20 protein-coding genes and 1 tRNA gene are annotated in these 26,277 nt (G+C 65.2%); 13 read left to right on the forward strand and 8 right to left on the reverse strand.

Going from position 1 to position 26,277, the window contains the following annotated elements:
• Positions 1-70 precede the first annotated feature (70 nt).
• The 7 genes from ACE191_RS18220 (at position 71) to ACE191_RS18250 (ending at position 9,274) form a co-directional block, all read left to right on the forward strand.
• Positions 71-1,732: an ATP-binding cassette domain-containing protein gene (locus ACE191_RS18220; protein WP_400193669.1), complete on the forward strand. Its 1,662-nt coding sequence runs from the start codon at positions 71-73 to the stop codon at positions 1,730-1,732.
• A gap of 272 nt (positions 1,733-2,004) precedes the next feature.
• Complete coding sequence (locus ACE191_RS18225; protein ID WP_400193670.1) at positions 2,005-3,279, forward strand: methylaspartate mutase; 1,275 nt, start codon at positions 2,005-2,007, stop codon at positions 3,277-3,279.
• 43 nt (positions 3,280-3,322) lie between these two features.
• Positions 3,323-3,757 carry a cobalamin B12-binding domain-containing protein gene (locus ACE191_RS18230; protein WP_400193671.1) on the forward strand — a complete coding sequence of 145 codons (435 nt, stop codon included), beginning with the start codon at positions 3,323-3,325 and terminating at the stop codon, positions 3,755-3,757.
• 213 nt (positions 3,758-3,970) lie between these two features.
• A complete protein-coding gene (locus tag ACE191_RS18235; protein WP_400193672.1) occupies positions 3,971-4,678 on the forward strand; it encodes a thioesterase II family protein in 708 nt (235 codons plus the stop codon).
• A gap of 1 nt (position 4,679) precedes the next feature.
• The gene (locus ACE191_RS18240) at positions 4,680-5,330 is read left to right on the forward strand and encodes a 4'-phosphopantetheinyl transferase family protein (protein WP_400193673.1); all 651 of its coding nucleotides are present in this window, start codon (positions 4,680-4,682) and stop codon (positions 5,328-5,330) included.
• Positions 5,331-5,422: 92 nt separating this feature from the next.
• Positions 5,423-7,855, forward strand: a complete 2,433-nt coding sequence (locus tag ACE191_RS18245) for a TonB-dependent receptor domain-containing protein (RefSeq protein WP_400193674.1) — start codon at positions 5,423-5,425, stop codon at positions 7,853-7,855.
• 42 nt (positions 7,856-7,897) lie between these two features.
• Positions 7,898-9,274 (forward strand): aspartate kinase, encoded by a 1,377-nt coding sequence (locus tag ACE191_RS18250; protein ID WP_400193675.1) that lies wholly within the window; start codon positions 7,898-7,900, stop codon positions 9,272-9,274.
• A gap of 194 nt (positions 9,275-9,468) precedes the next feature.
• On the opposite strand, the gene ACE191_RS18255 is transcribed toward ACE191_RS18250, so the two are convergent.
• Positions 9,469-10,674, reverse strand: a complete 1,206-nt coding sequence (locus tag ACE191_RS18255) for a hypothetical protein (protein ID WP_400193676.1) — start codon at positions 10,672-10,674, stop codon at positions 9,469-9,471.
• Positions 10,675-10,797: 123 nt separating this feature from the next.
• Complete coding sequence (locus ACE191_RS18260; protein ID WP_400193677.1) at positions 10,798-10,944, reverse strand: hypothetical protein; 147 nt, start codon at positions 10,942-10,944, stop codon at positions 10,798-10,800.
• A gap of 485 nt (positions 10,945-11,429) precedes the next feature.
• Between ACE191_RS18260 and ACE191_RS18265 the strand changes: the two genes are divergently transcribed.
• The gene (locus tag ACE191_RS18265) at positions 11,430-12,320 is read left to right on the forward strand and encodes a sensor histidine kinase (protein ID WP_400193678.1); all 891 of its coding nucleotides are present in this window, start codon (positions 11,430-11,432) and stop codon (positions 12,318-12,320) included.
• 4 nt (positions 12,321-12,324) lie between these two features.
• Entirely contained in the window at positions 12,325-13,059 is a 735-nt protein-coding gene (locus ACE191_RS18270) for a LytR/AlgR family response regulator transcription factor (protein WP_400193679.1), read from the forward strand.
• Here ACE191_RS18270 and ACE191_RS18275 read toward each other — a convergent pair.
• Positions 13,037-16,174, reverse strand: coding sequence for a lantibiotic dehydratase (locus ACE191_RS18275; protein ID WP_400193680.1), 3,138 nt, complete (start codon positions 16,172-16,174; stop codon positions 13,037-13,039). The genes ACE191_RS18270 and ACE191_RS18275 overlap by 23 nt on opposite strands.
• Positions 16,175-16,520: 346 nt before the next feature.
• Here ACE191_RS18275 and ACE191_RS18280 point away from each other — a divergent pair, with 346 nt between their 5' ends.
• Positions 16,521-17,387 carry a follicular epithelium yolk protein subunit gene (locus ACE191_RS18280; protein WP_400193681.1) on the forward strand — a complete coding sequence of 289 codons (867 nt, stop codon included), beginning with the start codon at positions 16,521-16,523 and terminating at the stop codon, positions 17,385-17,387.
• Between the two features lie 319 nt (positions 17,388-17,706).
• On the opposite strand, the gene ACE191_RS18285 is transcribed toward ACE191_RS18280, so the two are convergent.
• The 4 genes from ACE191_RS18285 to ACE191_RS18300 all read right to left on the reverse strand — a co-directional run bounded on the left by ACE191_RS18285 (position 17,707) and on the right by ACE191_RS18300 (position 21,445).
• Complete coding sequence (locus ACE191_RS18285; RefSeq protein WP_400193682.1) at positions 17,707-19,191, reverse strand: serine hydrolase; 1,485 nt, start codon at positions 19,189-19,191, stop codon at positions 17,707-17,709.
• A gap of 324 nt (positions 19,192-19,515) precedes the next feature.
• Positions 19,516-19,589 (reverse strand) — tRNA-Arg (locus tag ACE191_RS18290).
• Between the two features lie 108 nt (positions 19,590-19,697).
• Entirely contained in the window at positions 19,698-20,411 is a 714-nt protein-coding gene (locus ACE191_RS18295) for a TVP38/TMEM64 family protein (protein ID WP_400193683.1), read from the reverse strand.
• Between the two features lie 80 nt (positions 20,412-20,491).
• Positions 20,492-21,445: a DUF2167 domain-containing protein gene (locus ACE191_RS18300; RefSeq protein ID WP_400193684.1), complete on the reverse strand. Its 954-nt coding sequence runs from the start codon at positions 21,443-21,445 to the stop codon at positions 20,492-20,494.
• A 162-nt stretch (positions 21,446-21,607) separates the two neighbouring features.
• On the opposite strand from ACE191_RS18300, the gene ACE191_RS18305 reads away from it, so the two are divergent.
• Together ACE191_RS18305 and ACE191_RS18310 are read left to right on the forward strand one after the other, a co-directional pair.
• A complete protein-coding gene (locus ACE191_RS18305; RefSeq protein WP_400193685.1) occupies positions 21,608-22,747 on the forward strand; it encodes a cystathionine gamma-synthase in 1,140 nt (379 codons plus the stop codon).
• A gap of 155 nt (positions 22,748-22,902) precedes the next feature.
• Positions 22,903-23,889, forward strand: coding sequence for an MBL fold metallo-hydrolase (locus tag ACE191_RS18310; RefSeq protein ID WP_400193686.1), 987 nt, complete (start codon positions 22,903-22,905; stop codon positions 23,887-23,889).
• 98 nt (positions 23,890-23,987) lie between these two features.
• Here ACE191_RS18310 and ACE191_RS18315 read toward each other — a convergent pair whose 3' ends face one another.
• Positions 23,988-24,998, reverse strand: a complete 1,011-nt coding sequence (locus ACE191_RS18315; protein WP_400193687.1) for an OmpA family protein — start codon at positions 24,996-24,998, stop codon at positions 23,988-23,990.
• Positions 24,999-25,160: 162 nt separating this feature from the next.
• Between ACE191_RS18315 and ACE191_RS18320 the strand changes: the two genes are divergently transcribed.
• Complete coding sequence (locus tag ACE191_RS18320) at positions 25,161-26,210, forward strand: class I fructose-bisphosphate aldolase (protein WP_400193688.1); 1,050 nt, start codon at positions 25,161-25,163, stop codon at positions 26,208-26,210.
• Positions 26,211-26,277: the final 67 nt, after the last annotated feature.

Below are 26,277 nucleotides of genomic sequence, written 5' to 3' on the forward strand. Positions count from 1 at the left end.
GCCCCTTGCTTACTACTCCTGCCCGTCGCGGCGCCCTTCTCTCTTCGTCACTCCCAAAGCACCTCCGCACATGGAACTGTTTGCCATTCTGCAAAAGAAATCGAAGTACTTCTACGCCCTGCTGCTGCTGCTGGGCCTGGTCAACAGCATCTGGGCCAGCGCCCTGCTGCTGCTCATCAACCACAAGATCAACGGCACGCCGCTGCCCTTCCTCAACGAGCACGACTGGCTGGTGTACGCGGTGCTCATCGTGGCCGCCTTCGGCATGGCGCGCTTTTTCCAGGGCTACATGATTCAGCTCACCTACGACATGGGCAACGAGCTGAATTTGTCCATCTTCAACAAGCTGCGCTTTACCAACTACGAGGACTACCTGCGCCTGGGCGAGGAGCGGGTGCGCACGGCCATGAGCGACGTGAACACCCTGCAGCGCTTTCCGCAGGCCTTCATCGAAACCTTCAACGCCGGCATCATGGTGGTGATTGGCGTCAGCTACCTGTTCTGGAGCAACCCGCTGGGGGCGCTGGCCATCATGGCCGTGCTGGCCGCGCTCATCCTGTTCTACAACCTGCGCAGCCGCGCCATTCAGCAGGATCTGAACACGGCCCGCAACCTGGCCAACGTGTACCAGCGCAACGTCAACGACTTTCTGCGCGGCTTCAAGGAAGTGAAGATGAGCATCGAGCGCAGCGACACGCTCTACCTCGACTACCTCACCGAAAACCGCAACAAGGTGAAGACCCTGACCGTGCGCACCCTGGTGCGCCACATGATGAACGAGCTGCTGGGCACCTACTCCTGGTACCTGGGCATCGGGCTGGTGCTGTTTCTGCTGCCCGCGCTGCTCAACACCAACGCGGCCCTGAGCGGCAGCTTCGTGGTGACGCTGCTCTACCTGATGGGGCCGGCCAACGTGGTCATCAGCGAGATGCACGAGTTCTTCCAGATGCGCATTGCCATCGAGCGGCTCAACGAGTTCAACGAGGTGGTGGACGGCTACGCGGCCGTGAGCACCGGCCACGGCGAGGTGAAGGGCCTGGGCCAGGAGTTCGAGAGCCTGCGCTTCGAGAACGTGACCTTCGAGTACTACGACGAGAAGCGGGCTGAGACCTTCCGCCTGCTGCCGCTGAACCTGGAAATCAAGCGCGGGGAAAGCATCTTCGTAACCGGCGGCAACGGCTCGGGCAAGAGCACCTTCATCAACCTGCTCACCGGCCTCTACCTGCCCCACTCGGGCAACATCTACCTCAACGGCCAGCGCATCGACGCGCGCAACTACCCGGCCTACCGCAACCAGATCTGCGCCATCTTCACCGACTGCCACCTGTTCGGCGAAAACTACGACAAGCTGGATTTGACCACCAACAACCACCGCCTGGTGGCCCTGCTCAAGAAAATGCAGCTCACCGACGTGATTCCGCTGGGTGACTCGGCCACCAAGCTCAAGGTCACGCTCTCCAAGGGCCAGCAGAAGCGCCTGGCCCTCATCAACGCCCTGCTCGAGGACAAGGACATCCTGGTGCTCGACGAGTGGGCCGCCGAGCAGGACCCGGTGTTCCGCGGCTACTTCTACAAGAAGATTATTCCCGAGCTGCGCGAGGCGGGCAAGACCGTCATTGCCGTGACCCACGACGACGCCTACTTCGACTGCGCCCGCCGCGTGCTCAAGTTCGACTACGGCCGGATTGCCACCGACCAGAAAGTGCTGGAGGCCGAGCTGGAAGTAGCCTGAGCCGGCGCCTCCCCGCGGCCAACTGGCCAGCCGGTAGTTTAGGATGATTCCGTAGCCCCGGCTGGCCCGCCGCCCCGCTTTAACCGCCCGCCCGCAAGCCGCGTTCTGCCCGGCTGCTGGCTACTGCCTTGCCCGGGTTCAAAGGGTGCTGAGACTGGATTTGCTCTGAATATCAGACCGGGGCGGGGGAAAGGGCGGCGCGAAAGGGTGGGGAAGGATTGGTTTGAATTGCAGCGTTTGCCCGCCGCCGCGGGCGCCAACGGAATTGTATTATGACTCAGACGCACGCGTTTTTTCATGACTTCGTAAAGGCACGCGCCCGGCAGGGCCAGCTGGTGGTGCAGCCGCGCATGGGCTTCAGCGACGCGGCCGCCATGCGCCGGGGCCTGGAGGCCGTGGCCGCCGCGCGGGTGCCCGCCATCGGCACCATCACCCTCGACAGCTTCACCCGCACCGGCGACTTCGCCAGCGCCCGCCGCGCGGTGCAGGAAGGCAAGGCCCTCAACGGCTACCCCATTGTGACCTACAGCGACGCGCAGAACCGCCAGCTGCTGGCCGGCCTGCGTGGCCCCGACTTCCCGGTGCAGGTGCGCCACGGCAGCTCTCTGCCCGAGGAAATCTTCCGCGCCATCGTGCGCGCCGGCCTCGACGCCACCGAGGGCGGCCCCATTTCCTACTGCCTGCCCTACGGCCGCGTGCCGCTGGCCCACAGCATCGAGGCCTGGCGCCGCTGCACCCAGCTGTTTGCCGCCGCCAGCCCCAGCCACCACATCGAAAGCTTCGGCGGCTGCATGATGGGCCAGCTCTGCCCGCCGTCCATGCTCATTGCCATTACCCTGATTGAGGCGCTGTTTTTTCAGGAAAACGGCCTGCGCTCCTTGTCGGTAAGCCTGGCCCAGGGCACCAACGCCCGGCAGGATGTGGCCGCCCTGCGCGCCCTGCGCCAGCTGGGCGAAGAGTACCTGGGGCCGGCCGAGCACTGGCACATCGTGTTTTACACCTTCATGGGCAAGTTTCCGCAGACCTACCCCGGCGCCCGGGCGCTGATGGAGGAAAGCGCCCGCATTGCCCGCGCCGGCGGGGCCGAGCGCCTCATCGTGAAAACGGTGAAGGAAGCCCACCAGATTCCCCAGATCCAGGACAACCTCGACGCCTTGTGCTGGTCGTACCAGGCTGCTTGTGAGCCAGCCGCCCTGCCGCTCGACGAGGCCGAGGTGCAGGCCGCCACCGAGGTCATCGTAGCCGAGGCGCGCTGCCTGCTGCACACCCTGCTCAACCTGGGCAGCAACATCGGCCGGGGCATCGAGCTGGCCTTTGCCCGGGGCTATTGGGACGTGCCCTTCTGCCTGCACCCCGACAACCGCCGCCGCTCCTTCGCCTGCATCGACGAGCGGGGCTACACCGGCTGGGCCGCCACCGGGCGCATTCCTTTCCCGCGCCAGCTGGTAGCCGCCGGCCGCCAGCGCCCGCTCACCTCCGGCGCCCTGTTCGACATGCTTTCCTACAACCAGCTGCGCTACGACGCGGTGCCCGCGCTGGCCGGCTGAGCCGCTTTCTGCTACTCCGAACTACTCTCAACCAACTCACCCCATGAAACCCGTCATCCTGCTGACTACCGTGCCCTCCGACGCGCACAACTGGAACCTGATTTTTATGCAGCTGCTGCTGGAGGAAAGCGGCTTCACCGTGGTCAACCTGGGCCCCTGCGTGCCGCCGGCGCTGCTGGCCGAGGCCGGCCGCGCCCACCAGCCCGACGCCGTGGTGGTGTCCACCATCAACGGCCACGGCTTCATCGAGGGCAAGGCGCTCATCGAGGAAGCCCGCCGCGAGCCGGCCCTGGCCGAGACGCCCTTCTTCATCGGCGGCAAGCTCAGCACCGACGCCACCCTCTCGCACCTCTACGCCCTGGAGCTGGAGCAGGCCGGCTACTTCAAAGCCTTCGGCAGCGACGCCGCCCTGCAGGAATTTGCCCACTACCTCGAGCAGATCAGGGCCCGCGCCCAGGAGCGCGTGAGCGTGGGCTAAGCCCTCCTAGCCGGACCGGAAAATCCGCCCCCGGCCCGCCCCGCGGGTTAATCCCGGCCAACGGGGCATTGGTGTAATAAAATTGGCCTTAGAGCCTTCCGCAAGCAGATTTATCAGGGGTGCAGTGGGCCGCGCCCGACCCGTTCCGGCTCCGCCTGTCGCCCCTGCGCCCTCTTCCACAACCTCAACCCGCCAGCCCGGCTGGCCCCGACCATGCAAAAGATTCAACTGTTCAGCATTCCCTACGCCGGTGGCGGCAAGTACTCGTTCTGCGGCCTCAAGCCCTTTCTCTCGCCCGAAATCGAGCACGTAGCCCTGGAGCTGCCCGGCCGCGGGCAGCGCGTAACCGAAACCCTGCTCACCGACCTGGGCGAGATGGTGGAAGACCTCTACCAGCAGCTGCTGGCCAAGGTGGCCGGGCCCTACCTACTCTACGGCCACTCCATGGGCGGCATCCTGGGCAACGAGCTGTTGCGCCGCATGCAGGTTTCGGGCATGGAGCTGCCGCTGCACTTCTTCGCCACCGGCTGCGCCGCCCCCGCGGCCGAGCGCTACCGCCGGGGCCGCCACCGCCTCAGCGACGGGCTGCTCACCCACGAGCTCACCAAACTGGGCGGGCTGCCGGCCGAGGTACTGGCCTCCGACGAGCTGATGAGCTTCTGTTTGCCCATCATCCGCGCCGACATCCGCGCCCTGGAAACCCACCGCTACCCCGGCCCCGCGGCCAGCCCCGTGCCGCTGACGGTGATTGTGGGCCGCGCCGAGGGTCTGAGCGAGGAAGACGTGGCCGACTGGGCCGCCGAAACCCGCGGCGGCTTCCGCGCCCTGCGCCTGCCCGGCAACCATTTCTTCATTCACCAGCAATACCCCGTCATCGCGGCTTTGATGAAGGAGGCTGTGGCGCTGGAAATAGCCTGCTGAGATGATCCGGTACTCCAGCTTCGATTTTCAGGATCGTCTGGCTGCCCGGTCGTTTATGGACCTGCTGCACTCGCTGCCGCCCGCCCTGCAGCAGGAAGTGCTGCGCTACCGGCGCTGGCAGGACCAGCACGCCTCGCTGCTGGGCAAGCTGCTGGTGCGCGGCCTGCTCGACTGCTTCGACCAGCCCCACGACGGCCTGCGCGGCTTTTACCGCGACGCGCTGGGCAAGCCCCGCCTGCCCGGCCCCCTGGACTTTACCATCTCGCACTCGGGCACCGTGGTGGCCTGCGCCATGTCGGACCAGTACCCGGTGGGCCTCGACGTGGAGCAGATCCGCGCCTACGACCTCGACGACTTCCGCTCGTTTTTGCGGCCCGACGAGGTGGAAGCCTTGGGTCGCGGCGGCATGGAACGCGTGTTCTGCGAGCTGTGGACCAAGAAGGAAAGCCTGGTGAAGGCCAAGGGCGTGGGCCTGATTTCCGACCTGCGCCTCCAGCACATCTACGTGGAAGCCGACCGCTGCCTCTACCACAACGGCCGCCGCCAGGAGCAGTGGTGGTACTACAGCCTGCCCATCGACGCGGCCTACGTGGCCACGCTCTGCACCCAGGGCGCGGGCCTCGACATCGAGTACGTGGCGGCCCGCATCTGAGGACCCCAACCCGCGGGCGCCGCACCCTTTTCATCCACCGATTTTCTGAATTCTCCGCCCCGCGGAAGCCGAAATTCTAACTCTTCAACTTCATGAGACGCTCCATTGCCGTCGTATTGCTGCTGCTGGCCGGCCTGTGGTCGTTGACCGCGGCGGCCCAGCAACTTACCGGAACCGTGCGCGGCCAGGTGCTCGACGCCAGCCGCCAGCCGGTGCCGTTTGCCACCGTGGTGCTGCGCCAGGCCGAGAACCTGAAAGTGGCCAAAATTGCCCTCACCGACGTGGAGGGCGCCTACGAGCTGCCCGAAGTAACCTACGGTCGCTACTCCCTGCTCATCACCAGCGTGGGCTTTCAGGACGCCACGCCCGAGCCCTTCGACCTCAACCAGCCCCAGCACCAGCAGCCCGCGCTAACCATGCTCACGGCCCAGACCTTGCTGGGCGAAGTGCAGGTGGTGGCCAAGAAACCCCTGGTGGAGCGCCAGCTCGACCGCACCGTGGTGAACGTGGACGCCTCCATCACCAGCGCCGGCAGCAGCGTGCTCGAAGTGCTGGAAAAGTCGCCCGGCGTGTCGGTCGACAAGGACGGCAACCTCGGGCTGCGCGGCAAGGAAGGCGTGAGCGTGTACCTCGACGGGCGACCCACCTACCTGACCGGGTCCGACCTGGCCGCGCTGCTGCGCAGCATGCAGGCCAGCCAGGTCAACCAGGTGGAAATCATGACCAACCCCTCGGCCAAGTACGACGCGGCCGGCAACGGCGTCATCAACATCACCACTGCCAAAAGCCAGCTCAAGGGCCTGAGCGGCAGCGCCACGAGCACCTACACCCAGGGCCGATACGCCGGCGCGGTGCAGAACCTGAACCTGAACTACCGCAGCGGCCCGCTGACGCTCTACAGCTCGCTGGGCGCCGGCCTGCGCAACGGCTACCAGGAGTTTCTGGGCCAGCGCCGCCTGCGCGGTGCCACCCCCGACACGGCGCTTTACCAGCAGAACACCTTTATGAAAACCCACAACCGCACCTTCAACGGGCGGGTAGGAGTGGACTACGCCCTGGGCGAAAAGACCGTCATTGGTGCCTCCGTCAACGGCTACCACAACCCCAACCACTCGACCACCCGCAACCTGACGCGGTTTCAGAACGCTGCGGGCCAGGATTTGCTGCTGGTGCAGGCCCCGGCCAGCAGCCGCGGCCGCTGGCAGAACCTGGGCGGTACGCTCAGTTTGCAGCAGAAGCTCGACACCACAGGCCGCGAGCTGAGCGCCGACCTGGCTTACGTGCAGTACCACTCGCAGCTCAGCCAGGACTTCACCAACTCCTACCGCACGGCCGGCGGCGAGGCCGGGCGCCCCGACGCGCGCTTCCGCCAGGGCATCGACCGGCGCATTGCCATCTACACCGCCAAGGCCGACTACCTGCACCCGCTGGGCGAGAACCGCAAGCTGGAGCTGGGCTTGAAGGCCAGCTACGTGCGCACCGACAACGACGCGCCCTTTGACAACTGGCTCAGTCAGGGCTGGGTAGCCAACACTACGCGCAGCAACCGCTTTCTGTATGAGGAAAACATCAACGCGGGCTACGCCAACTACAGCCAGGAAACCGGCAAGTGGTCGGTGCAGTTGGGCCTGCGCCTCGAAAACACCCGCGCCGAGGGCGAGCAGCGCCGCACCGGCCAAGCCTTTACCCGCGACTACACCCAGCTGTTTCCCTCGGCCGCCGTGGCCTACACGCTGGGCGAAACCCACAAGCTGGGTGTGAGCTACGCCCGCCGCATCGAGCGGCCCGAGTACGGCGACCTGAACCCCTTCCGCGTGTACCTCGACCCCTATACCTACGAGGAAGGCAACCCCGGCCTGCTGCCCCAGTTCACCCACAACGCCGAGCTGAGCCACAGCTTCAAGGATGGCCTGCTCACCACCACGCTGCTTTACAACCGCACCACCAACATCATTCAGGAAGTGTTCGGCCAGGACGGCTCATTTGCCTTCGAGCGGCCCGAAAACCTGAGCACCCGCGTGGTGCGCGGGGTGAGCGTCAGCGCCGAGGTGCCGGTGTCGGAGCTGATTACCTCCAGCTTCGACGTGCAGCTGACCCACAACCGCTACGCCGGCCAGCTCAACGACCAGCCCTTTTCCCTCGAGGCCACTACGCTCAAGGGCAACATGCTACACCAGGCCAAGCTCGACAACGGCTGGGGCCTGGAGCTGGCCGGCTGGTACACCTCGCGCTCCATCGCGGGCACCTTTATTCAGCAGCCCTACGGCATGCTGGCCCTGGGCGCCTCCAAAGCCGTGCTGGGCAAGCGCGGCACCCTGCGCCTGAGCGCCACCGACTTGTTTGGCTGGAACCGCTTCGTGGGGGTGAGCCGCTACCAGGACGTGGACGTGACCCTGCGCAACAACTGGCAGACCCGGCAGGTGAAGCTCACCTTCACCTACCGCTTCAACAAGGGCCTGAAAGTGGCGCCGCGCACGCGCCAGTCGGCCAGCGAGGAAGAAAACAACCGGGTGGGCGCCGACTAAGCCCGCCGCTTTCCATCACCTGACTTCATTTCCTTACCTGTTATGAAAGTTCTCAAATTCGGCGGCACCTCCGTCGGCTCGGCGCAGCGCATGCGCGCCCTGCCGGCGCTGCTGCCCACCCACGAGCCCATTATCGTGGTGCTGTCGGCCATGGCCGGCACCACCAATGCCCTGGTCGACATTGCCCGTCGCCTGTACGCAGCCGACCTGAGCGGGGCCATTCAGCAGATCGAAAACCTGCGCCAGCACTACCGGCAGCTGGCCTGGGAGCTGCTGCCCGAGGCCGCCGTGGCCGCCGAGGCCTGCACCCAGCTCGATACGGCCTTCGATACCGTGCAGGCCCTCGCGCGCCAGCCGCTGACGGCCGCCGGCGAGCGGGTGATTCTGGCCCAGGGCGAGCTGCTGAGCACCTTGCTGTTTCACCGCTACTGCACCGCCATGCTGGGCCGGGAGGCCGTGCTGCTGCCCGCGCTGGAGTTCATGCGCCTCGACGAAAACGCCGAGCCCGCCGCCGGCTTCATCCAAGAGCAGCTGACGTCCTTGCTGGCCCGGCACGCGGGACAGCAGCTGTTCATCACTCAGGGCTACATCTGCCGCAACGCGCAGGGGCAGGTGGACAACCTCAAGCGCGGGGGCTCGGACTACTCGGCCTCGCTGATCGGGGCGGCGGTGCGGGCGCAGGAAATCCAGATCTGGACCGACATCGACGGGCTGCACAACAACGACCCGCGCGTGGTGGAGGGCACCTACCCCATCCGGGAGCTGTCGTTCGACGAGGCGGCCGAGCTGGCCTACTTCGGGGCCAAGATCCTGCACCCGAGCTCGGTACTGCCCGCGCGGGAGCACGGCATTCCGGTGCGCCTGCTGAACACGCTCCAGCCCCAAGCCCCGGGCACGCTCATCTCCGCCCGCACCGGCCACGACGCCATCAAGGCCGTGGCCGCCAAGGACGGGCTCACCGCCCTCAAGGTCAAGAGCAGCCGCCGGCTACCAACGCCGCACTTTCTGGGGTGCGTATTCGGCGTGTTCGAGCGACACCGCACGTCGATTGATATGATTACCACCTCGGAAGTAGCCGTGTCGCTCACCATCGACGACGCCACCCACCTGCCCGCCATCCTCGACGAGCTGCGCCGCATCGGCGAGGTGGAAGTCGACGAGCAGCAAACCATCATCTGCCTGGTGGGCAACTTGGTACAGGAGCAGCCCGGGCTGGCCAACGCCATCTTCCGGGCCCTGCGCCGGGTGCCGCTGCGCATGATCAGCTACGGCGGCTCGGCCCACAACGTGAGCGTGCTGGTGCATTCGGCCGACAAGGAGCGCACCCTGCGGGCCCTGAACCAGGAGCTGTTTGCGGCCGGCAGCTGGCTGCCGCAGCGGGCGAAAGCGCCGGCCTCCTACGCGGCAGCCCTGGCCTGAGCGGCTGACGTGGTTCCCGGCAAAAGCCCGGCCCGGCGCAGGATACCTCCGGCACCGGGCCGGGCTTTTGCTAGGCCCATCCCGGGCTACCGGCGAATGGAATGCGCCGACGCCGGGCGTTAGGCGTAAACGAAAAAAGCCCCGGAGGGCCCGCCGGGGAAAGCAACGTGAGAAATGCAATGAATCCGGGCCGGCTAAACGACTTCGAGGGCGCCGCGGGCCTCGCCGGCCACGGTGGAGGCGGGTGATAACTGCAGCAGCGCCAACCCGATGCCCAGGGCGCCGCTCAGCGAATCGGCGGGCTGGGTGTGGTAGAAGCCCGCAGCCAGCTCCTGGCTCAGGTACCGCTCGGCGGCCTGCAGCCAGTAGGCGTGGCCGTGCTGGTAGGCCGGGTGGCCGCTCAGAAAATGCAGCTGCCGGTACAGGTAAGCCACGCCGAACGCGCCCTGGAAGAACTGCGCGCTGCCGATTCCGGTGGTTTCGGGCGCAGTGCGCAGCAGGGTGTTCAGGCCCACCAGCTCGGCAATGCGGCCCAGCTCGGCATCGTGGAGCACGGCCTGCGCGCGGTACAGGGCCAGGGAAGCCGCCAGGTCGCTGCCGCGGCCCCAGCTCAGGTGATTGGAAAAGCAGGCCGGCTGGCCGGGTTCGGCGGCGGTGTCGGGGAAAATGGAGTAGTGGCCGGCCGAGAAGTCGGTTTCGCGGCGGGTGGCCAGCAGCACCGCTACCCGAGCCCGAATCAGGCCGGCCAGGGTCGGGGGGCGGCCGGCGGCCTGGTACACCTCGGTCAGCAACAGCAGCTCGCCGGTAAGGCCATCGGGCAACGCCAGCGACTGAGCGGCCGGGCTGACTGAATTGGCCGCCGGCACCAGGTAGGCGGGGGTGCCGAGCAGCTCAACAATCCGGGACAGGTAGGTTGCCGACTCGCCGCAACCGGCGCGCAGGCGGAAGTAGCGCACCAGGTGCAGCAGCTCGGCGCGGTCGGCCGGCTGGGCCTGGGAGCCGAGCTGCTGCAGGCGGTTGAACAGCGTGGCGTCGAGCGGGCGTAGCGGGCAGGTGGCGTACGAGGCCTGGGTTTGCACGTCGGCGCGGGCGCCCAGCCAGGCCAGGGCCGCGGGGCTACCAGCTCCGGCGGCGGGGGCTTGGCTGTAAGCCAGCTGCTGGTTGAACAGTGCGTGGGCGCGCTCCAGGTAGCCGAGCTGGCCGTGCTGGCGGTAAAGCAGGTAGTAATAGGCAGCCAGTCCCCCCGGATTGGCCAGCGGCTCGGGCGTGCTCAGGCGCGCCTCAAGAAGAGCGGGGATGGCGTCCCAACCGGTCACGGGCGCGGAGTTCGGGGCGTAGGCGGGCGGAGCAGGGCGAACGGTGCTGGCACGGAAGGATGGAACGGCTAGTGGGGAAAGCATACGCAGCGGGGGGCTAAATGATACTACAGCGGATGCAGGCCCCAAGCAGCGGGGCGCTGCCGCCGTCCCAACGGCCCGGCAGCAGCGCCCCTTATGCATGGTGGCGTCGGAAAGACGGCCCGGTTAGGCCACCGACGTCCAGGTGTCGAGCGAAGTGGTGGGCATGGGCGCGCCCGGGGCCTTGTGGCCGCGGCCGGCCGATGCCTGCGAGAAGCGGGTAATGATGGTTTTTTTCAGGCTGAGTTTGGAGGCAGTAGCAGTGGTTTTCATGCGCATTGAGTGTGAACAGGTTGTGGAAAAGAAGGCCTGGTTGGGCGGGGATGAAACAAACATAGGGCAGGCCGCGGGCCGGGGGTAAAATATTACACCAACCGGGCGTTTCACGGGATGAACCCCGGCTACGCGCGGGGCAGGGCGGTTCGGCTTTTTACTTTAAATTTCGCCGGCTCAGCGGAGGCAGTCGGGGCGACTGATCCGCCATACGGCGCTATTTTCGGGCTTTATGAGGAGCCGTTGGTGCTAACTTTTTCGGCGCTATCTGTTTGTAGGCCAAGATGCTGCCGGTCGTTTTGGGTCGGACATTGCACGTATCTGTCAACTCTATGCAAGTCAATTCGAAGTGGGTCAAACTTATACTTATTCACCTTTCAATATGGATATTTTACATCATATATGAATCGTTCCTGCTGCTCTTTGTTGACGGATCCAAGTTTAATTATTGGGAAACCGGCCTGAATTTCGGCCTGTACGCGTTTTTGTTCTACGCCAACAGCCACTGGCTGCTGCCCGCCTTCTACAAGCGCGGCCGCTACCTGCTCTACGCGCTGGCTTTGCTGGCTGTATTCGGCCTCTACGCCCTGCTACGCTACTTTATCAACGGCGAGCTGCTGCCGGCGCTGGCCGAGCCCATGCTGCGGCCGGTCGACTCGCTGAAGATGTTCTGGGCCCAAACACTGTCGCGCGGCATCTACTTCCTGCTGCTGAGCTGCGCCTACTGGTTTGCCCGCAACGCCATCCGGCTCGAAAAGCAGAAGCGCCTGCAGGAAGAGCAGCTGCGCCTTACCGAGAAAAGCCTGCTCGAAGCCGAAGTGGCCTTTCTACGCAGCCAGATCAACCCGCACTTTCTCTTCAACGCCCTCAACTTCCTCTACGCCCAGGTCTACCCGCTGTCGGAAAGCTCGGCCAAGGGCATTCTGCTGCTCTCCGACATCATGCGCTACGCCCTGAAGGAGGCCGGCGACAACGGCAAGGTGATGCTGGAGGAGGAGGTACACCACCTGCAGAACTACATTGCCATCAATCAATTGCGCTTCAGCAACAGCCTGCAGATTCGCTTCGAGCAGGAAGGCAGCTGCCAGTTCCTGATGATTCTGCCCCTGGTGCTCATCACCTTCGTCGAAAACTGTTTCAAGCACGGCGAGTTGTCGGATGCGCGCGAGCCGCTGCTGATTCGGCTGCGCGTGGAAGCGGGCCAGCTGTACTTCTACACCCACAACCGCAAGCGCCACGGGCCCAAGGAAAAAACCACGGGCATCGGCCTGGCCAATACCCGCAAGCGCCTGGACGTCATCTACCCCAACCGCTATTCCCTGCAAGTCGACAACGCTCCCGACCACTACACCTGCACCCTCACCCTAGACCTGTAAGCGCATGATCAGCTGCCTCATTGTGGACGATGAGCAAGGTGCTCTGGACATCTTGACCACGTTCATCCACAAAACCCCGTTTCTCTCGCTGAGCGGCACGACTACCAATCCCATCGAAGCCATCAGCCTGGTGCAGAACCAGCAGATCGATTTGATTTTCCTCGACATCCACATGCCCCAGCTCTCGGGCATCGACTTCATGCGGCTGCTCGGGGGCAAGAGCAAGGTGATTCTGACCACGGCCTACAGCGAGTTTGCCGTGGAGGGCTTCGAGCTGGAGGCGCTGGACTACCTGCTCAAGCCCATTGCCTTCGAGCGGTTTCTGAAGGCCGCGCAAAAGGCCCTGAACGCGTTTGTGGAACCCTCGGCCAAGTGGCAGCTGCCCGAGAAGGAAGACGACTACATCTTCGTCAAGACCGAAAACAAGGGCAAGATGAGCAAGGTCAACTTCGACGAAATCGTGTACGTGGAGGGCATGAAGAACTACATTTCCATCTTCACCGCCGACGACCGCATCGTGACCCTGCTCAACATCAAGGACCTGGAAGACAAGCTGCCGGCCAAGCAGTTCATGCGGGTGCACAAGTCCTACATCGTGTCGCTGAACAAAATCCGGGCGCTCGACGGCAACCAGATTCTGCTCAAGGACATGAAAGCCTACGTGCCGCTGGGCGAAACCTACCGCAACGCCTTTTTCGCGGCCCTGCAGGAAAAGATCATGGGCGGAGGCAAGAAATAGCCGCCCGGCTGCGCGCCTGCTCCGAAACGTAGTGGCGGTGCAGGAAGTCGTAGACCACCAGCTCGTGCAGCCGTGGCTGCACGGCTACGAGGCGGTTGAGCAGCATGTGCACGTAGCTGCCCAGCAGCTGGTCGAGGGGTACTGCCAGCGCATCGGCGGCGGCCAGCTCGCGCAGGCGCCCGGTCAGCGCCGCTACCGGGGCCGCGGCGTGGTAGCCCAGCACGTCGAAGGGAAACTCCGTCTCGTCGTCGGGGGGCAGGCCGGCCAGCACCCGCTGAATGGCCGGGCGGTGGGCGCGGTACTTGGCGTCGAGCTGCAGCTTCAGGTCTTTGCCGGCGTGAAACTCGCGGGCAAACGACTCCTTGATGGGCGTGAGCAGGGTCAGCTTCTGCTCCGGGGAGTAGTCGCAGGCCGTGAGCAGGGCTTCAATCAAATACAGGCCGCCGAGCCAGTGCAGGCGGTCGGCGTCGGGGGCTTCGGCGGTGCGCGCGAGCAGCTGCACGGCGGCCGCGCTGTCGGCGCAGAACAGGTCTTCGGCCAGCGCAATGGTTGGCGCGCCGTAGCGCTCCAGCTCGCGGCGGTAGGTATCAGTTTGCAGCTTCCAGATGCTGCCCGCCTGCCGGGCCGGCGCGGCGTACGCGTCGAGCAGGCGCACCACCTCGCCGATGCGCGCCGGCGTGGGCAGGTGCAGGCGCACGCGCAGGTGATGGTCGGGGTCGGCGTAGCGAATGAAAAACCACTTATCCACCAGCTCCCGCGCCTGCAGCTCCGCCGTCAGCGGCGCTACTACTTCCGTGAGCAGACGATTGGCCACTTTCGGCCCGCAGTAGAGCTTCACGTACAGCCACTCCGAGCCCAGGGCAAACTCCCGTTGCGCGACCTGGTCGGGTGCCGGGCGGGGCGCCGGCGGCGCGTAGCTGGGCGTGTGGCGCAGCAGCGTAGCCACGAACTGGTGCACGTAGCCGCGGCCCGCCGCGTCGGATACCGGGCTGGCGGCGGGGTCGAACAGAAACTCGCGGAGGCGGATGCTGGGCCGTCCGCGAATGGCCTCGAGCCAGGCGCGCACGGTTACCGGGTTGTGAGCATCCACCAGCAGCTCGTTGTCGCCGTCGGCCAGGGTAAACAGCTGCGGCAGGCGCCAGCGGGCCCGGAAAGCCGGCAGCTCCCGCTCGGGCTCGGCCGCGGCCAGCAGCGGCTGCAGCTCGGCCGCGTCGAGCTGCCAGGCCGCGGGCTGCAGAATGACCTGCTGGTAGCTGAGGCGCGGCAGAAACTGCGTGCAGGGCGAAATGGCGGCCCAGCTGAAGTTCAGGCTGGCCTGCAGGCCCTGGGTTTGCAGGTCGCACAGAAACTGGTACACCGGCAGGGCCTGGGTCGAGTAGTTGTGGGCCGAGCTCAGCCGCGGCACGATGTACTGGTTGCGGCTGGCTGAGCGCAGCAGCAGCTGCCCGCGGCGCAGCGACAAGCGCAAGTCCTGCAGGGGCAGCTGCTGGCCGGCCGGCAGGCCCGACTGCGCCAGGTAGGGAATTTCCAGCTCCCGAAAACAGGGCCGCAGCAGGATGTTGCCGATGCGGCTGGCCGGCAGGTGACAGATTTCGGCGAAGCGCACGGCGGGGTTGTGCTGCTGCTCCAGCGCGGCCACCTCGCGCACCAGCGCCGCGATGCGCGGCTCGGCGTGGGCAAAGCGCCCCAGCAGGTTGGCCCCGCTCGAGCCGCCCACGCTGTCGAGCACCAGCCGCTGCCCGTCGAGCACCCGAAACATCACCGACACCGAGGGCGGCAGCTCGGCGGCCAGCGGCTTGAACGGGGCCAGCTCCTCGGGCCGCAGCTCTACTTCGTAGTCGCCGGCGCGCTCGGCAGCGCGCAGCTTGCGGTACAGCAGCAGCTGCGCGTCGGTCTGACTCACGGTGCGCGCGGCCGCGGCGGGCGGGGGGCAGTCCAGGTCGTGCACCAGCGACGAAAAGCCCGGGGCTTCGGTGGCGTAGCTCAGGCCGCTTTCACTGTCGAGGGCTTCGAGCAGCGGCACTTCCTGGTCTTCGTAGCGGGCCTGAAAGCGCTGCTTGAACTGCTCCAGTCGCTCGGTTCGGGCGGGCGGGGCCAGGTAGCGCAGCGCGTCGAGGGCGGCCAGCAGCCGGGGCTGCAGCTGCTGGTCGAGGGTGGCGCCGGGCAGCTCGTGCAGCAGGTCGGTCTGGAACAGCTTGCCGGCTTCCACGGGTACTTCCAGGGCCTGCAGCGCCGCCACCACCCGCTCGTAGGCCGCGGGCGGATTGGGCTGACTGGCTTGGTCGAGGGCCTGCAGGCCGGCTGCTACTTCCGCCAGCACCTGCAGCAGCCGCGCCAGCTCGGGGTGGGGGCTAGCCGCCTGCAGGCGGCCGAGCACGGCCACGAGGTGCGGCATGAACTCGATTCCGGTTACCGTGGGCTCCAGCTCGCTCACCAGCAGCTGGGCCTCAATCAGCTCGTCGACGAAGGCCAGGGCTGCTTCCAGGGACGTTTCCGCGTCGACCAAAGTCTGCGCCAGCTGCTGCCGGGTAGCGCCGCCGCGGCTGGCGGCCAGCACCTGCTGCAGGGCGGGCGTGGCGGCCACGGCGCTGAGCTGGTGCTCGGGCTGGCCGGCGGCTACGCGAAACTCGGTGTAGCGCAGCTCCTGGTGCAGGCGGTAGAGGCTGCTGTTGGGCCGGTAGTGCAGGCGCGCCCGCACCACCGGCTGCCGGCTCAGCGCCTGCGCCAGCGCGCAGAGGTAGTGCATGTCGAGGCGGGTGTGGCGGCGGTCGTTGGCCGGGCTGCGCCGCACCTGGCTGGCCGCGCCCCAGCGCAGTACGCCGCAGCCCGCAAACAAGCCGAAGGGCGTGCTGCGGCTGCTCATGCGGGCGTAGTAGCGGGCCAGGCTGCCGCCAAGGCGGGCAGTTTTGCGCGCGTCCCCCGGGGCGGCGGTCGGCCCGTCGGCCTGCCACTTGCGGCTTTCCTGGTACAGCACCGGCGAGGCCAGGTACAGAGCTTCAGCAAAGGCCGGCTCGGCTACCAGCCGGCCGATATGGGTCTGGTCGAACGCACTGTCGAAGGGCAGGGCCGGCGTGCGCACGACCAGGCGGGGATGGAAATAGTAAGAATGCTTCATGAAAAGATAACCGCCGGCGTCGGCCGCGGGGAGGGTGCAGGCCGGTGCCGGACCGGGAAGAGCGGGAAAAAGAGCAGCCCGAAACGGACAAGCGGCTAGTGGCTAGCGCGTTGGCCTAGGTGGGCTTGCTACAAGATAAATGTTTGGCCATATAAGCCAATGCGCGATGGACTTCTGCCGGGGAAAAATTGAGCGGAAGCGGTAGGCGAGGGCGGCGGTGGTCGGCGGGGCAGGCAGGTAGAACTACGTGGTTGGGCAAAACGGGTGAAAACGCTCGTGTGCGCCGCCGCCGCCGGTCGTTGCTTTGTCCCAGTCAATTACTTCACCCTTTTAACCGTTTACCAGCATGGCAGGCATCAGCGTAATCGTAACCGCGGGCAAAGACAAGGAGTCCTCGAAAGTAAGCGCCTCGGGCTACGTACAGCACATCATCACCGACGAGGAGCGCAACGTGTTCAAGCTGCAGGACGGCGACCTGAAATCGGCCGTGGAGGCTTACTTCGGCAAGCGCCCCAACGACGCCTTTCTGCACGACCCCACGCCCTGGAACAACCTTTACAGCACCTACAACTGGCCGCAGGTGCAAACCATTCTGCGCGTGGTGGGGGCCGAAATCGTGGGTTTGACCTCGGAGCCGGTAGTGGTGGCTCAGAACACGTTCACGAATAACAGCGACCTGCCCGGCGTCTTCTCGGCCGGCGTGTCCGATTCGGTAACCGACACGGTGGAAAGCAACTGGTCGCAAACCTACGGGTTGGAAGCCAGCCAGAGCATCAGCTACGGCGTGTCGTTCCTGGGCTCGGGCGGCGGCGGCGAAACGTCGCTGTCGTTCAGCGCCAGCTTCGGCCAGGGCGGCTCGCAGAGCACTTCGGTAACGGTGGGCTCGCAGCAGGACGTGAGCGTGGAATTGCAGCCGGGTGAATCGGTAACGGCGGTGCTCACTGCCAGCCGCGGCACGCTCAAGGTGCGCATCACCTACCAGGTGAGCCTGGAGGGCGTCTCGGCCGTGAATTACAATCCCACCTTCAAGGACCACCACTTCTGGGCGCTGGACATCAGCGGACTGCTGCAGGCGGCAGGTCGTCCCACCTCGTTCACCATCACCGAAGACCTGGAAATTGGCTACTTCAGCAACGCCCACACCATTCTGCAGAACACCACGGCCCGCGCCGCCCTGGTGCAGGCTGCCGAAGCCGTGGCCGAGCAGGCCTAACCCCAACACAAGGCTCCGCGGTCCGGGCAATGGGCCGTGGCAGGAAGCGGTGTTTATTCAGGCTCAGCGTCGGGCCGCAACCGATGATTAGCTAAAAAACGTATTCAAAACCGCCCCCAGTGCCAAGCTGGGGGCGGTTTTTTGCGTTGTGCCCGGCGCACAGCCGCTCGGAGTTACGGGTCTGGTTTGCTTAGTTGGCAAGGCGCAAGGCCGGGCGTCGTCCGAAACCGGGCTTTGGGAATTGTTGATTCACCGTCAGCCGCGCTGGAGCAGGGCAGCGGTGGCTACTGCTCGAGGAACAGCCGGCAGGCAGCGCGAATCAGGGCTGCTTTAGGTATTCGGCGGCCGTGCGGTTCTGCGGGTTCAGGGCCAGGGCGCGGGCGTAGTGCTGGGCGGCCAGCTTCCGGTTGCCCAGCGCGGCGTAGGTTTCGGCCAGACTGTCGTAGGTGTTGGCGCTGCCGGGGTAAAGCTGCACGTTGAGCTGAAATACGGCCAGGGCGTCGTTCAGCTGGCCCTGTTCTACCAGGGAATAGCCCCAGGCATTGACGGCTTCCTCGGGCAGGGCGTAGGCCGGGTCGCGGCGGCGAGCCTTTTTCACTTCCGTTCCCAGGTGGCTGAAGCCGCGCTGGCGCAGGGTGCGGTGCAGGGCGCGCAGCGTGGGCGGCAGGCCAAAGCCGTCGGCCACGCGCATGTCGGGCAGGTAGCAGGCGGCCAGCGCGTCGACGAACCGCTCGGGGTTGGCGCCCTGCAGGTTGCTGAGAACCACAATGGCCAGCTCATCCTGGGGATAAAGGAATACGGCGGAGCGGCCGCCGCCCACTGGCGCCACGGCCGGGTGCTCGGGCCGCGTGACGGTGGGCCAACCCAGGGCGTAGCCGTTGAGCTTACCACCAAAGCCGCGCTGCGAGCCATCGTTGAGGCGGCCGGGCGTCCAGAGCGTAGCCAGGCTGGCCGGTTGCAGCAGCTTGCCCTGCTGCAGGGCTATCAGCCAGCGGGCCATTTCCTCGGCGGTGGAGCTCATACCCGCAGCCGGGCGCAGGGAGGGCGGAAAAACTTCAAAAAGGTTGCGCAGCTGCTTGCCGCGGCGCACCTGCCCGTCGGCATACTGGGTGAAGGTGTAGCCGCGGGCCCCGCGGGGCAGCACGTCGTGGGCGTCGCCGGAAGTGGTGCGGGGCATGCCCACCACCTCGAGCTGGCGCTGCCGAATAAACTCGGCGAAGGGCTGGCCGCTGAGCTTATCGATGAGGCGGCCCAGCAGCAGGTAGTTGGTTTGGTTGTAGGCGAAGCGCTGCCCGGCCGGGAAGTCCAGCGGTTGGGTTTGCACCTGGGCCCAGGCGGCTTGCTCGTTGTTGGCGGTTACCAGCGCATCCTCGGGCATGATATCGGGCAGGCCCGAGGTGTGCGTGAGCAGCTGCCGCACAGTAACCGGGTGCCAGGCAGCGGGCAGCTCGGGCAGGTAGCCGCCCACCGGCGCGGCCACGTCGAGCTTACCCGCTTCCGCCAGCTGCATCACGGCCACACCCACGAAAGCTTTGGTAATGGAGTTCAGGAAAAACCGCGTCGGCGTAGCTACCGGCACCGAGTCCTGCACGTTGGCTAGGCCGTAGTTGCCCAGCTTCACGATCTGGCCGTGGCGCACCACGGCCAGCTGCAATCCGGGAATGCGCAGCTGCTGCATGGCCTGGCGCACGAGCACGTCCACGCTGTCGGGCCCTGCCTGCGCCTGTCCACGACTGGCCAGACCAAGCAGCAGGCCAACAATGCCCAGGGCGCGGATTCCGCCGGCAAACCGAAAATTCTTCATGGGTTGCGATTAATAGATGTCCGGTCAACTCAAGGCCTCGCGCCGGAGGGAACGGCACAAATATACCCCGACAACCTTGTTATGCAAGGTACTGGCTAAAACAAGTTATGTGTAAGTTGAATCAGTAGGTAGAATGATCTGTGTGCGCCGCGCACATCGGCAGGACCAACGTAAGAGTTGGATAGTGAGCTGAACTGGTAACGGCTTAACAAACCGTTCGGGAAAATCGCATTGGAGCGGCGCATTTGGAGTTTTATGCAGCGCAGCTCTTTGCACGCAGGAAAACAAAAAGGCCCTCAGCGCAGTGCTGAGGGCCTTTTTTTGTGGTCACGTAGGGAGTCGAACCCCAAACCTCCTGGTTCGTAGCCAGGTGCTCTATCCAGTTGAGCTACGTGACCGTTTCCGTTATTGTGGTGCAAAGATAGGCGGCCGTAGACGGCTTCTGCAAATGAGGCGCTAACATTTCGGCGGAGCTTACGGCCTTGCGGGCTTCAAGCGGCTGAAAGTCAGGAAGAATTTTTTTGCCCTTTTTGCAGCGCCCGGTTCAGCGCCCGGTTGAAAAGCCAGTACAGGCCGAAGACCGATACCGCAATCAGGCCCGCTACCAGCAGCTTGCCAGCGGTGCCGGTGTCGGGGTCGTTTATCAGGTTCATCACGTCCTGGGCCTTGGTGCCCAGCCAATAGAAAAACAGGCTGCGCGGCAGCATGCCCACCACTGAGGCCAGTAAAAAGCGCTTTTTCTCCACGCGCATCACGGCCAGCACGAAGGTCATCAGGGCAAAGGGCAGCACCGGCGAAATGCGCGTGAGCAAAATCAGCTGCCAGCTTTCGTGCTTGAGCTCCTGCATCACGGCCTCGGCCTTGGGGAAGTGGTGCAAAAACCGCAGCATCTTGCCGTGGTCGAGGGCGGTGGCAATGAGGTAGCCCACCATAGCCGCCAGGGCGTAGCTGAGTACCATGCCCGGGAAGGCCAGCCAGCCAAAGTAAAAGCCCGTGACCAGCGCCACGAAGGTGGTGGGCGTGAGGGCAAACGCCATGGTAAAGGCAATGACGGCGAAGTAGGCCAGACTCTGCGCCGAGGAAAGCTGGGTAAGCCATTGCTGATTCTGAAGCAGCACCCAGCTCAGCGACGAGCTGCCAATGACCGGCGCGGCCACCAGCAGCCCCATCGAAAGCAGGGTGGAAAAGTTGGTACGAAGCAGGTCGCGGAGTAGGCGCATAGGCGGGCGGCAAAGCAAAGCGGGCCGGCCACCGGCCGGCCCGCTTACTGGGGACTCTAACGCAAAACGGGAGGCCGAAGCTACACTTCGCTGGGCGGATTGCCGGGCGCCGGGGCTTCGTCGAGGGCCAGGGCCGGTTGCTCAGCGGCTTTGCCGCGGCCGGTGAAAAAGCGGCGCAGGAAGGTGAAGCCCCCGGCCAGCACGGCCAGAATCACCTTCCAGAACTTAGCCAGCAGCACGAAGGCGCCGGCCTTGGCCAGCACCTTGCCGGCCACCAATCCGCCAATTGAATAGGCCGCCACCTCGTCCAGGTCGGGGTTGAAGTCGGCGTAGCGCAAACCCTGGGCAAAGTCGGTGCCTTTCACCACGGCCGGAATCTGGGCCTGAATGAGGCCCAGCTGCATGGGGTCGGCCACGGCGTTCAGGCTCAGCACGCCCTTGCGGCCCAGCAGGCGCACGTCGTAGTTGAGCGTGGGGCCATCGGTATCCTCAAACTGCAGCTTCTTGGCCCAGTGCAGGGCGTGGCTGGCTTTGTCGTAGTGCGGCGTCACGGCCCAGCCCAGCAGTTCGGTGGTGGGGTAGCCGGCTTCCTTGCGGGCGGCGTTAGCCTCGCGGGTTTCCTCCTGCAGGGTAGTCAGCAGCTCGGCGTAGTCGATGTCCTCCGCGTCGTCGTCCTTCACGTAGCCCATGGGCTCGTAGCTCACCACGAAGGCCCAGCTGTTCTGGTCGAGCGGGCCCTTGTCGGCCGGAAACAGCATGCCCTTGAGGCCTTCGATGGCGGTTTCGGGGTTGCCCCACAGGTTCACCAGCACCTGGCGGCTTTGGGCGGCGTCGAGAAAGCGCATGCCCGCGGGCACCGTGAGGCGGCCCAGGCCTTCGCTCAGCTCAATGGCCCCGCTCTGGTAGCGGAAGCTGGCGTTGATGGAGTCGAGGCGGGCGCGGTAGAGGGCGGCCGAGTCGACGGGCTGGCTGGCGGCCTGGGCGGCGAAAACCGGGGCCAGCAGCAGGAGCAGAATGCGTAAAAGTTGTTTCAAGAACGAAAAAGGTGGGAGTGAAGGGTAGGGACAAACTCGCGCAAGTTAATTCCGTCATCCCAAAAGCTGCGCCGAGGGCGCCGAGAAAATCTGGTCCGCTACCTTTGGCGCAACTTTTCCGGGCGCTCAGTTCCCCAGACTTTAAGACCCCCAGACCCCGCTATGAAATTCGGCACCAAAGCCATTCACGCCGGCGTCCATCCGGACCCCACCACCGGCGCCATCATGACGCCCATTTACCAGACCTCGACCTACGTGCAACGCTCGCCGGGCGACCATAAGGGCTACGAGTACTCGCGCACCCACAACCCCACCCGCACCCAGCTGCAGGACTCGTTGGCCGCGCTCGAAAACGGCACCCACGGCCTGTGCTTCGCCACCGGCATGGCCGCCATCGACTGCATGATCAAGCTGCTCGAGCCCGGCGACGAGGTGGTAGCTACCAACGACCTGTACGGCGGGTCGTACCGCATCTTCACCAAGGTCTTCGCCAAGTACGGCATCAAGTTCACCTTCGTGCCCATGCACGACGTGGCCGCCGTGCGCGCGGCCGTGACCGAGCGCACCAAGCTGGTGTGGGCCGAAACGCCCACCAACCCGCTGCTGCACATCATCGACATCAAGGCCATGGCCGAGGTGGCCCACGAGGGCGGCGCCCTGCTGGTGGTCGACAACACCTTCGCCACGCCCTACCTGCAGACGCCGCTCGACCTGGGTGCCGACGTGGTGATGCACTCCCTGACCAAGTACATGGGCGGCCACAGCGACGTGGTGATGGGCGCCCTCATCGTGAAGGACGCTGCCCTGGCCGAGCGGCTGGCCTTTATTCAGAACGCCTGCGGCGGCACGCCGGGGCCCCAGGACTGCTTCTTGGTGCTGCGCGGCCTGAAAACCCTGCACCTGCGCATGCAGCGCCACGCCGAAAACGGCCGCGCCGTGGCCGAGTACCTGCGCCAGCACCCCAAAGTGGGGCAGGTGTACTGGCCCGGCTTCGAGTCGCACCCCAACCACCAGGTGGCCCGGCAGCAGATGCGCGACTTCGGCGGCATGATTTCCTTCGTGCTCAAAACCGACAAGATCGAAGACGCGGTGGCCGTGCTGGAGAAGTTCAAGCTGTTCTCATTGGCCGAAAGCCTGGGCGGCGTGGAAAGCCTCTCGGGCCACCCCGCCACCATGACGCACGCCAGCATTCCGGCCGAAGAGCGCCGCAAGGCCGGCCTGTCCGACTCGCTGATTCGTCTGAGCGTGGGCGTGGAAGACGCCGAGGACCTGATCGAAGATCTGGCCCAGGCCCTGGGCTAAGCCCGGCTTGGTTACAACCCCGCTTTATGGCTTGGCAAGCCGCCTGTCCCCCGCGGGGCAGGCGGCTTTGTCGTTGAATGCGGCAGAAGTAAAGTAAACGACCGCCCGAGCCGTCTTACCCAAGACGGTGGCTTGCGGCCGCCTGTTTCACTGCCATGAAAACACCTTCCCGCTTCAACGGTAAAAAATACCTGAACACCATTGCCACCGGCATGTCGAGCGACTACCGGCGCATGGCGCAGCGCTGGCTGCTGGGCAAAGAGCTGCGGGAGCCAGCCAAGGCGCTGGGACCGTTCCGGGCCGACGCCACGGCCCTGGCTGAGGCGCTGCCCGCTACCGGCCTGCGCGTGACGTGGTTGGGGCATTCCTCCACGCTCATTGAAGTCGACGGCCAGCGGTTCCTGACGGACCCCGTGTGGAGTGAGCGGGCCTCCCCCTCCACACTGGTGGGGCCGAAGCGGTTTTTTGCCCCGCCGTTGCCGCTGGCCGAACTGCCCCGGCTAGACGCCGTCATTCTCTCGCACGACCACTACGACCACCTCGACAAAGAGGCGGTTCGGGAATTGGGCCGCACCGGAGTGCCATTTTATTGCCCCCTGGGCGTGGGCCGTCACTTACGCCGTTGGGGCATCGGGGCCGGGCAAGTGACGGAGCTGGATTGGTGGCAGGAGGTGCAGGTAGGCAAAAGACACAGGCTGGTTGCCACGCCCGCCCGGCATTTTTCGGGCCGTACCCTCGCCCGCGACAATACGCTGTGGGCTTCGTGGTGCATCCTGGGCCCTGTGCACCGAGCTTTTTTCGGCGGCGATTCTGGCCCGTACGAGTCAGGCTTTCGCGAAATAGGCCAGGCATACGGGCCCTTTGACGTGACGCTGCTTGAAGTCGGTGCCTACGACGATATGTGGGCCGACATCCACATGGGGCCCGAACACGCCGTGCAGGCGCACCTGGCGCTGCGAGGCAAGGTATTGCTGCCGCTGCATTGGGGGACGTTCAACTTGGCTTTCCACGGGTGGACCGAACCGGTAGAACGCCTGCAGGTAGCGGCCGAATCTCACGGCGTGGGGTTGCTGCTTCCGCGCCCGGGTGAGCCCGCAGTACCAACGGGAGGCGCTTACAATTCGCGCTGGTGGGAAGACTGACGGGCATTCCATGAAAAAGCCGGAAGCGGCCCAACCACAGGTGCGGTCGGGCCGCTTCCGGCCCCGCTTGAGTTACGCGGCGCAGGTACAGCGCCAGATTACTTCGTCGGTTGCGAGCCGCTGTCCAGGATTTTGAACAGCTCGTCGAGCTTGGGCGTGAGGATGATTTCGGTGCGGCGGTTCAGGGCCTTGTTGGCGGCGTTGTCGTTGGCGGCTACCGGTACGTACTGCGAGCGGCCCGAGGCGGTGATGCGCTCGGCCGGCACGCCGCCGCTGGTGAGCAGGCGCGAAATTTCGGTGGCGCGCAGCACGCTCAAATCCCAGTTGTCGGCCATTCCCGCGGTGCCTTTCAGGATGGGCACGTTGTCGGTGTGGCCTTCCACCACCACGTTCACGTCGCGCTGATCCTTGAGCACGCCCGCCAGCTTGGTCAGGGCCTCCTGGCCTTTGGGGTCGACCTTGGTGGAGCCCGACTTGAACAAGAGCTGCTCGGAAAGCGACACGTACACCTTGCCGTCCTTCACCTTCACCTGCAGGTCGCTGGCCTTGAAGGCCAGCAGGGCGTTGCTGACCTTGGCCTTGAGGGCGTCGACGGCGGCATCCTTCTCGGCCAGGGCCTTTTCCAGCTCGGCCAGCCGCGCCTCGCGCGACTTCACGTCGGCGGCCAGCTTGTCGATTTCGCCGCGGCTCTTGTTGAGGTTGTTGGCCAAATCGCCTAGCTCGGCCTCGCGGCGGGCCAGATCCTGGGCGACTTTCTGGTAATCGGCCGTTTTGTTGGCTAGCACCTTCTCGTTGTTGCGAATGAGCTTGTCGTAGGTGTCGCTCAGCTCGCGGTACAAGCCCTGGGTTTTGCGCAGGATGGTGCCGGTCTGGGCCGAGTCGTTGACGAGGCGGCGGTTTTCCAGGCGCAGCTCGTTGAGGGTTTCGGTGGCTTTCTTCAGCTCGGCCACGGCTTCGCGGGCCTGGCGCTCGGCCGCCTCGCGCGACTGGTCGGTGGCTTTCTGGCGGGCCTGCAGGTCTTCGTATTTCTTGAGCGTGGTGCAGCCCGGCAGCGCCGAGGCGGTGAGCAGGCCCGCCAGCAGCAGCAGGGTGGAAGAGGAGTTTTTCACGATAAAATCGGGCAAAAGAGCGGCGCCGGCCAACCCGGCATACGGCCCCGGCAAGGTAGCCAGCCCCGGCCGCAACTTCAACCAACGGCCCCGGCTCAACCGGTTTTCAATCTATATTTGCCCACCTTTTTCCCCAACCTTCATCTACTTTTTTCCCTGAGCATGGCTACCAGCACCCTCCAGGTTAGCGCCGAAATTGAAGCGCTGCTCCAGCACGAGTGTCAAACCATTACCAAGGACCAGATTCACCAGCCCGGCGCCGATTTCATCGACCGCTGCTTCCTGCAGTCGAGCCGCTCGCCGCAGGTGCTGCGCAGCCTGGGCCAGCTCTACAACACCGGCCGCCTCGCCGGCACCGGCTACATGAGCATCCTGCCCGTCGACCAGGGCATCGAGCACACGGCCGGCGCCTCGTTCGGCCCCAACCCGATGTACTTCGACCCGGAAAACATCATCAAGCTGGCCGTGGAAGGCGGCTGCAACGCCGTGGCTACCACCTTCGGCACCTTCGGCACGGTGGCGCGCAAGTACGCCCACAAGATTCCCTTCCTGGTCAAGATCAACCACAACGAGCTGCTGACCTACCCCAACAAGTTCGACCAGATCATGTTTGGCTCGGTGGAGCAGGCCTGGAACCTGGGCGCTACGGCCGTGGGCGCCACCATTTACTTTGGCTCGGAAGAGTCGAACCGCCAGATCGTGGAAGTGGCCGAGGCCTTCGAGCGCGCCCACGAGCTGGGCATGGCCACGGTGCTGTGGTGCTACACCCGCAATAACGCCTTCAAAACCGATAAGGACTACCACGTGGCCGCCGACCTCACCGGCCAGGCCAACCACCTGGGCGTGACCATTGGGGCCGACATCATCAAGCAGAAGCTGCCCGAAAACAACGGCGGCTTCTCGGCCATCAAGTTCGGCAAAACTCACAAGGCCATGTACGACACGCTGGCCTCCGACAACCCCATCGACCTGGCCCGCTACCAGGTGGCCAACTGCTACATGGGCCGCATCGGCCTCATCAACTCGGGCGGCGAAAGCAAAGGCGCCACCGACCGCGAAGAAGCCGTGCGCACGGCCATCATCAACAAGCGCGCCGGCGGGCAGGGCCTGATTTCGGGCCGCAAAGCCTTCCAGCGGCCCTTCGCCGAGGGCGTGGATTTGCTCAACGCCATTCAGGACGTGTACCTCGACGAGGAAATCACGATTGCGTAAGTTTTTGAGGTCAATAGCTGCTGACTGTTAGCCGTTAGCTTTCTTTGCAGAAGGAAAGCGGCGCTAC

The organism is Hymenobacter sp. B81, assembly GCF_044628455.1.
Taxonomy (GTDB): domain Bacteria; phylum Bacteroidota; class Bacteroidia; order Cytophagales; family Hymenobacteraceae; genus Solirubrum.

Excerpts from the sequence above, each read along its gene's own strand:
- ACE191_RS18260 (WP_400193677.1), bottom strand. The coding sequence starts at position 10,944 with ATGAAAACCACTGCTACTGCCTCCAAACTCAGCCTGAAAAAAACCATC.
- ACE191_RS18280 (WP_400193681.1), top strand. The coding sequence starts at position 16,521 with ATGGCAGGCATCAGCGTAATCGTAACCGCGGGCAAAGACAAGGAGTCC.
- ACE191_RS18235 (WP_400193672.1), top strand. The coding sequence starts at position 3,971 with ATGCAAAAGATTCAACTGTTCAGCATTCCCTACGCCGGTGGCGGCAAG.
- ACE191_RS18245 (WP_400193674.1), top strand. The coding sequence starts at position 5,423 with ATGAGACGCTCCATTGCCGTCGTATTGCTGCTGCTGGCCGGCCTGTGG.
- ACE191_RS18295 (WP_400193683.1), bottom strand. The coding sequence starts at position 20,411 with ATGCGCCTACTCCGCGACCTGCTTCGTACCAACTTTTCCACCCTGCTT.
- ACE191_RS18320 (WP_400193688.1), top strand. The coding sequence starts at position 25,161 with ATGGCTACCAGCACCCTCCAGGTTAGCGCCGAAATTGAAGCGCTGCTC.
- ACE191_RS18250 (WP_400193675.1), top strand. The coding sequence starts at position 7,898 with ATGAAAGTTCTCAAATTCGGCGGCACCTCCGTCGGCTCGGCGCAGCGC.
- ACE191_RS18225 (WP_400193670.1), top strand. The coding sequence starts at position 2,005 with ATGACTCAGACGCACGCGTTTTTTCATGACTTCGTAAAGGCACGCGCC.
- ACE191_RS18305 (WP_400193685.1), top strand. The coding sequence starts at position 21,608 with ATGAAATTCGGCACCAAAGCCATTCACGCCGGCGTCCATCCGGACCCC.
- ACE191_RS18240 (WP_400193673.1), top strand. The coding sequence starts at position 4,680 with ATGATCCGGTACTCCAGCTTCGATTTTCAGGATCGTCTGGCTGCCCGG.
- ACE191_RS18285 (WP_400193682.1), bottom strand. The coding sequence starts at position 19,191 with ATGAAGAATTTTCGGTTTGCCGGCGGAATCCGCGCCCTGGGCATTGTT.
- ACE191_RS18255 (WP_400193676.1), bottom strand. The coding sequence starts at position 10,674 with ATGCTTTCCCCACTAGCCGTTCCATCCTTCCGTGCCAGCACCGTTCGC.
- ACE191_RS18270 (WP_400193679.1), top strand. The coding sequence starts at position 12,325 with ATGATCAGCTGCCTCATTGTGGACGATGAGCAAGGTGCTCTGGACATC.
- ACE191_RS18310 (WP_400193686.1), top strand. The coding sequence starts at position 22,903 with ATGAAAACACCTTCCCGCTTCAACGGTAAAAAATACCTGAACACCATT.
- ACE191_RS18230 (WP_400193671.1), top strand. The coding sequence starts at position 3,323 with ATGAAACCCGTCATCCTGCTGACTACCGTGCCCTCCGACGCGCACAAC.
- ACE191_RS18275 (WP_400193680.1), bottom strand. The coding sequence starts at position 16,174 with ATGAAGCATTCTTACTATTTCCATCCCCGCCTGGTCGTGCGCACGCCG.
- ACE191_RS18220 (WP_400193669.1), top strand. The coding sequence starts at position 71 with ATGGAACTGTTTGCCATTCTGCAAAAGAAATCGAAGTACTTCTACGCC.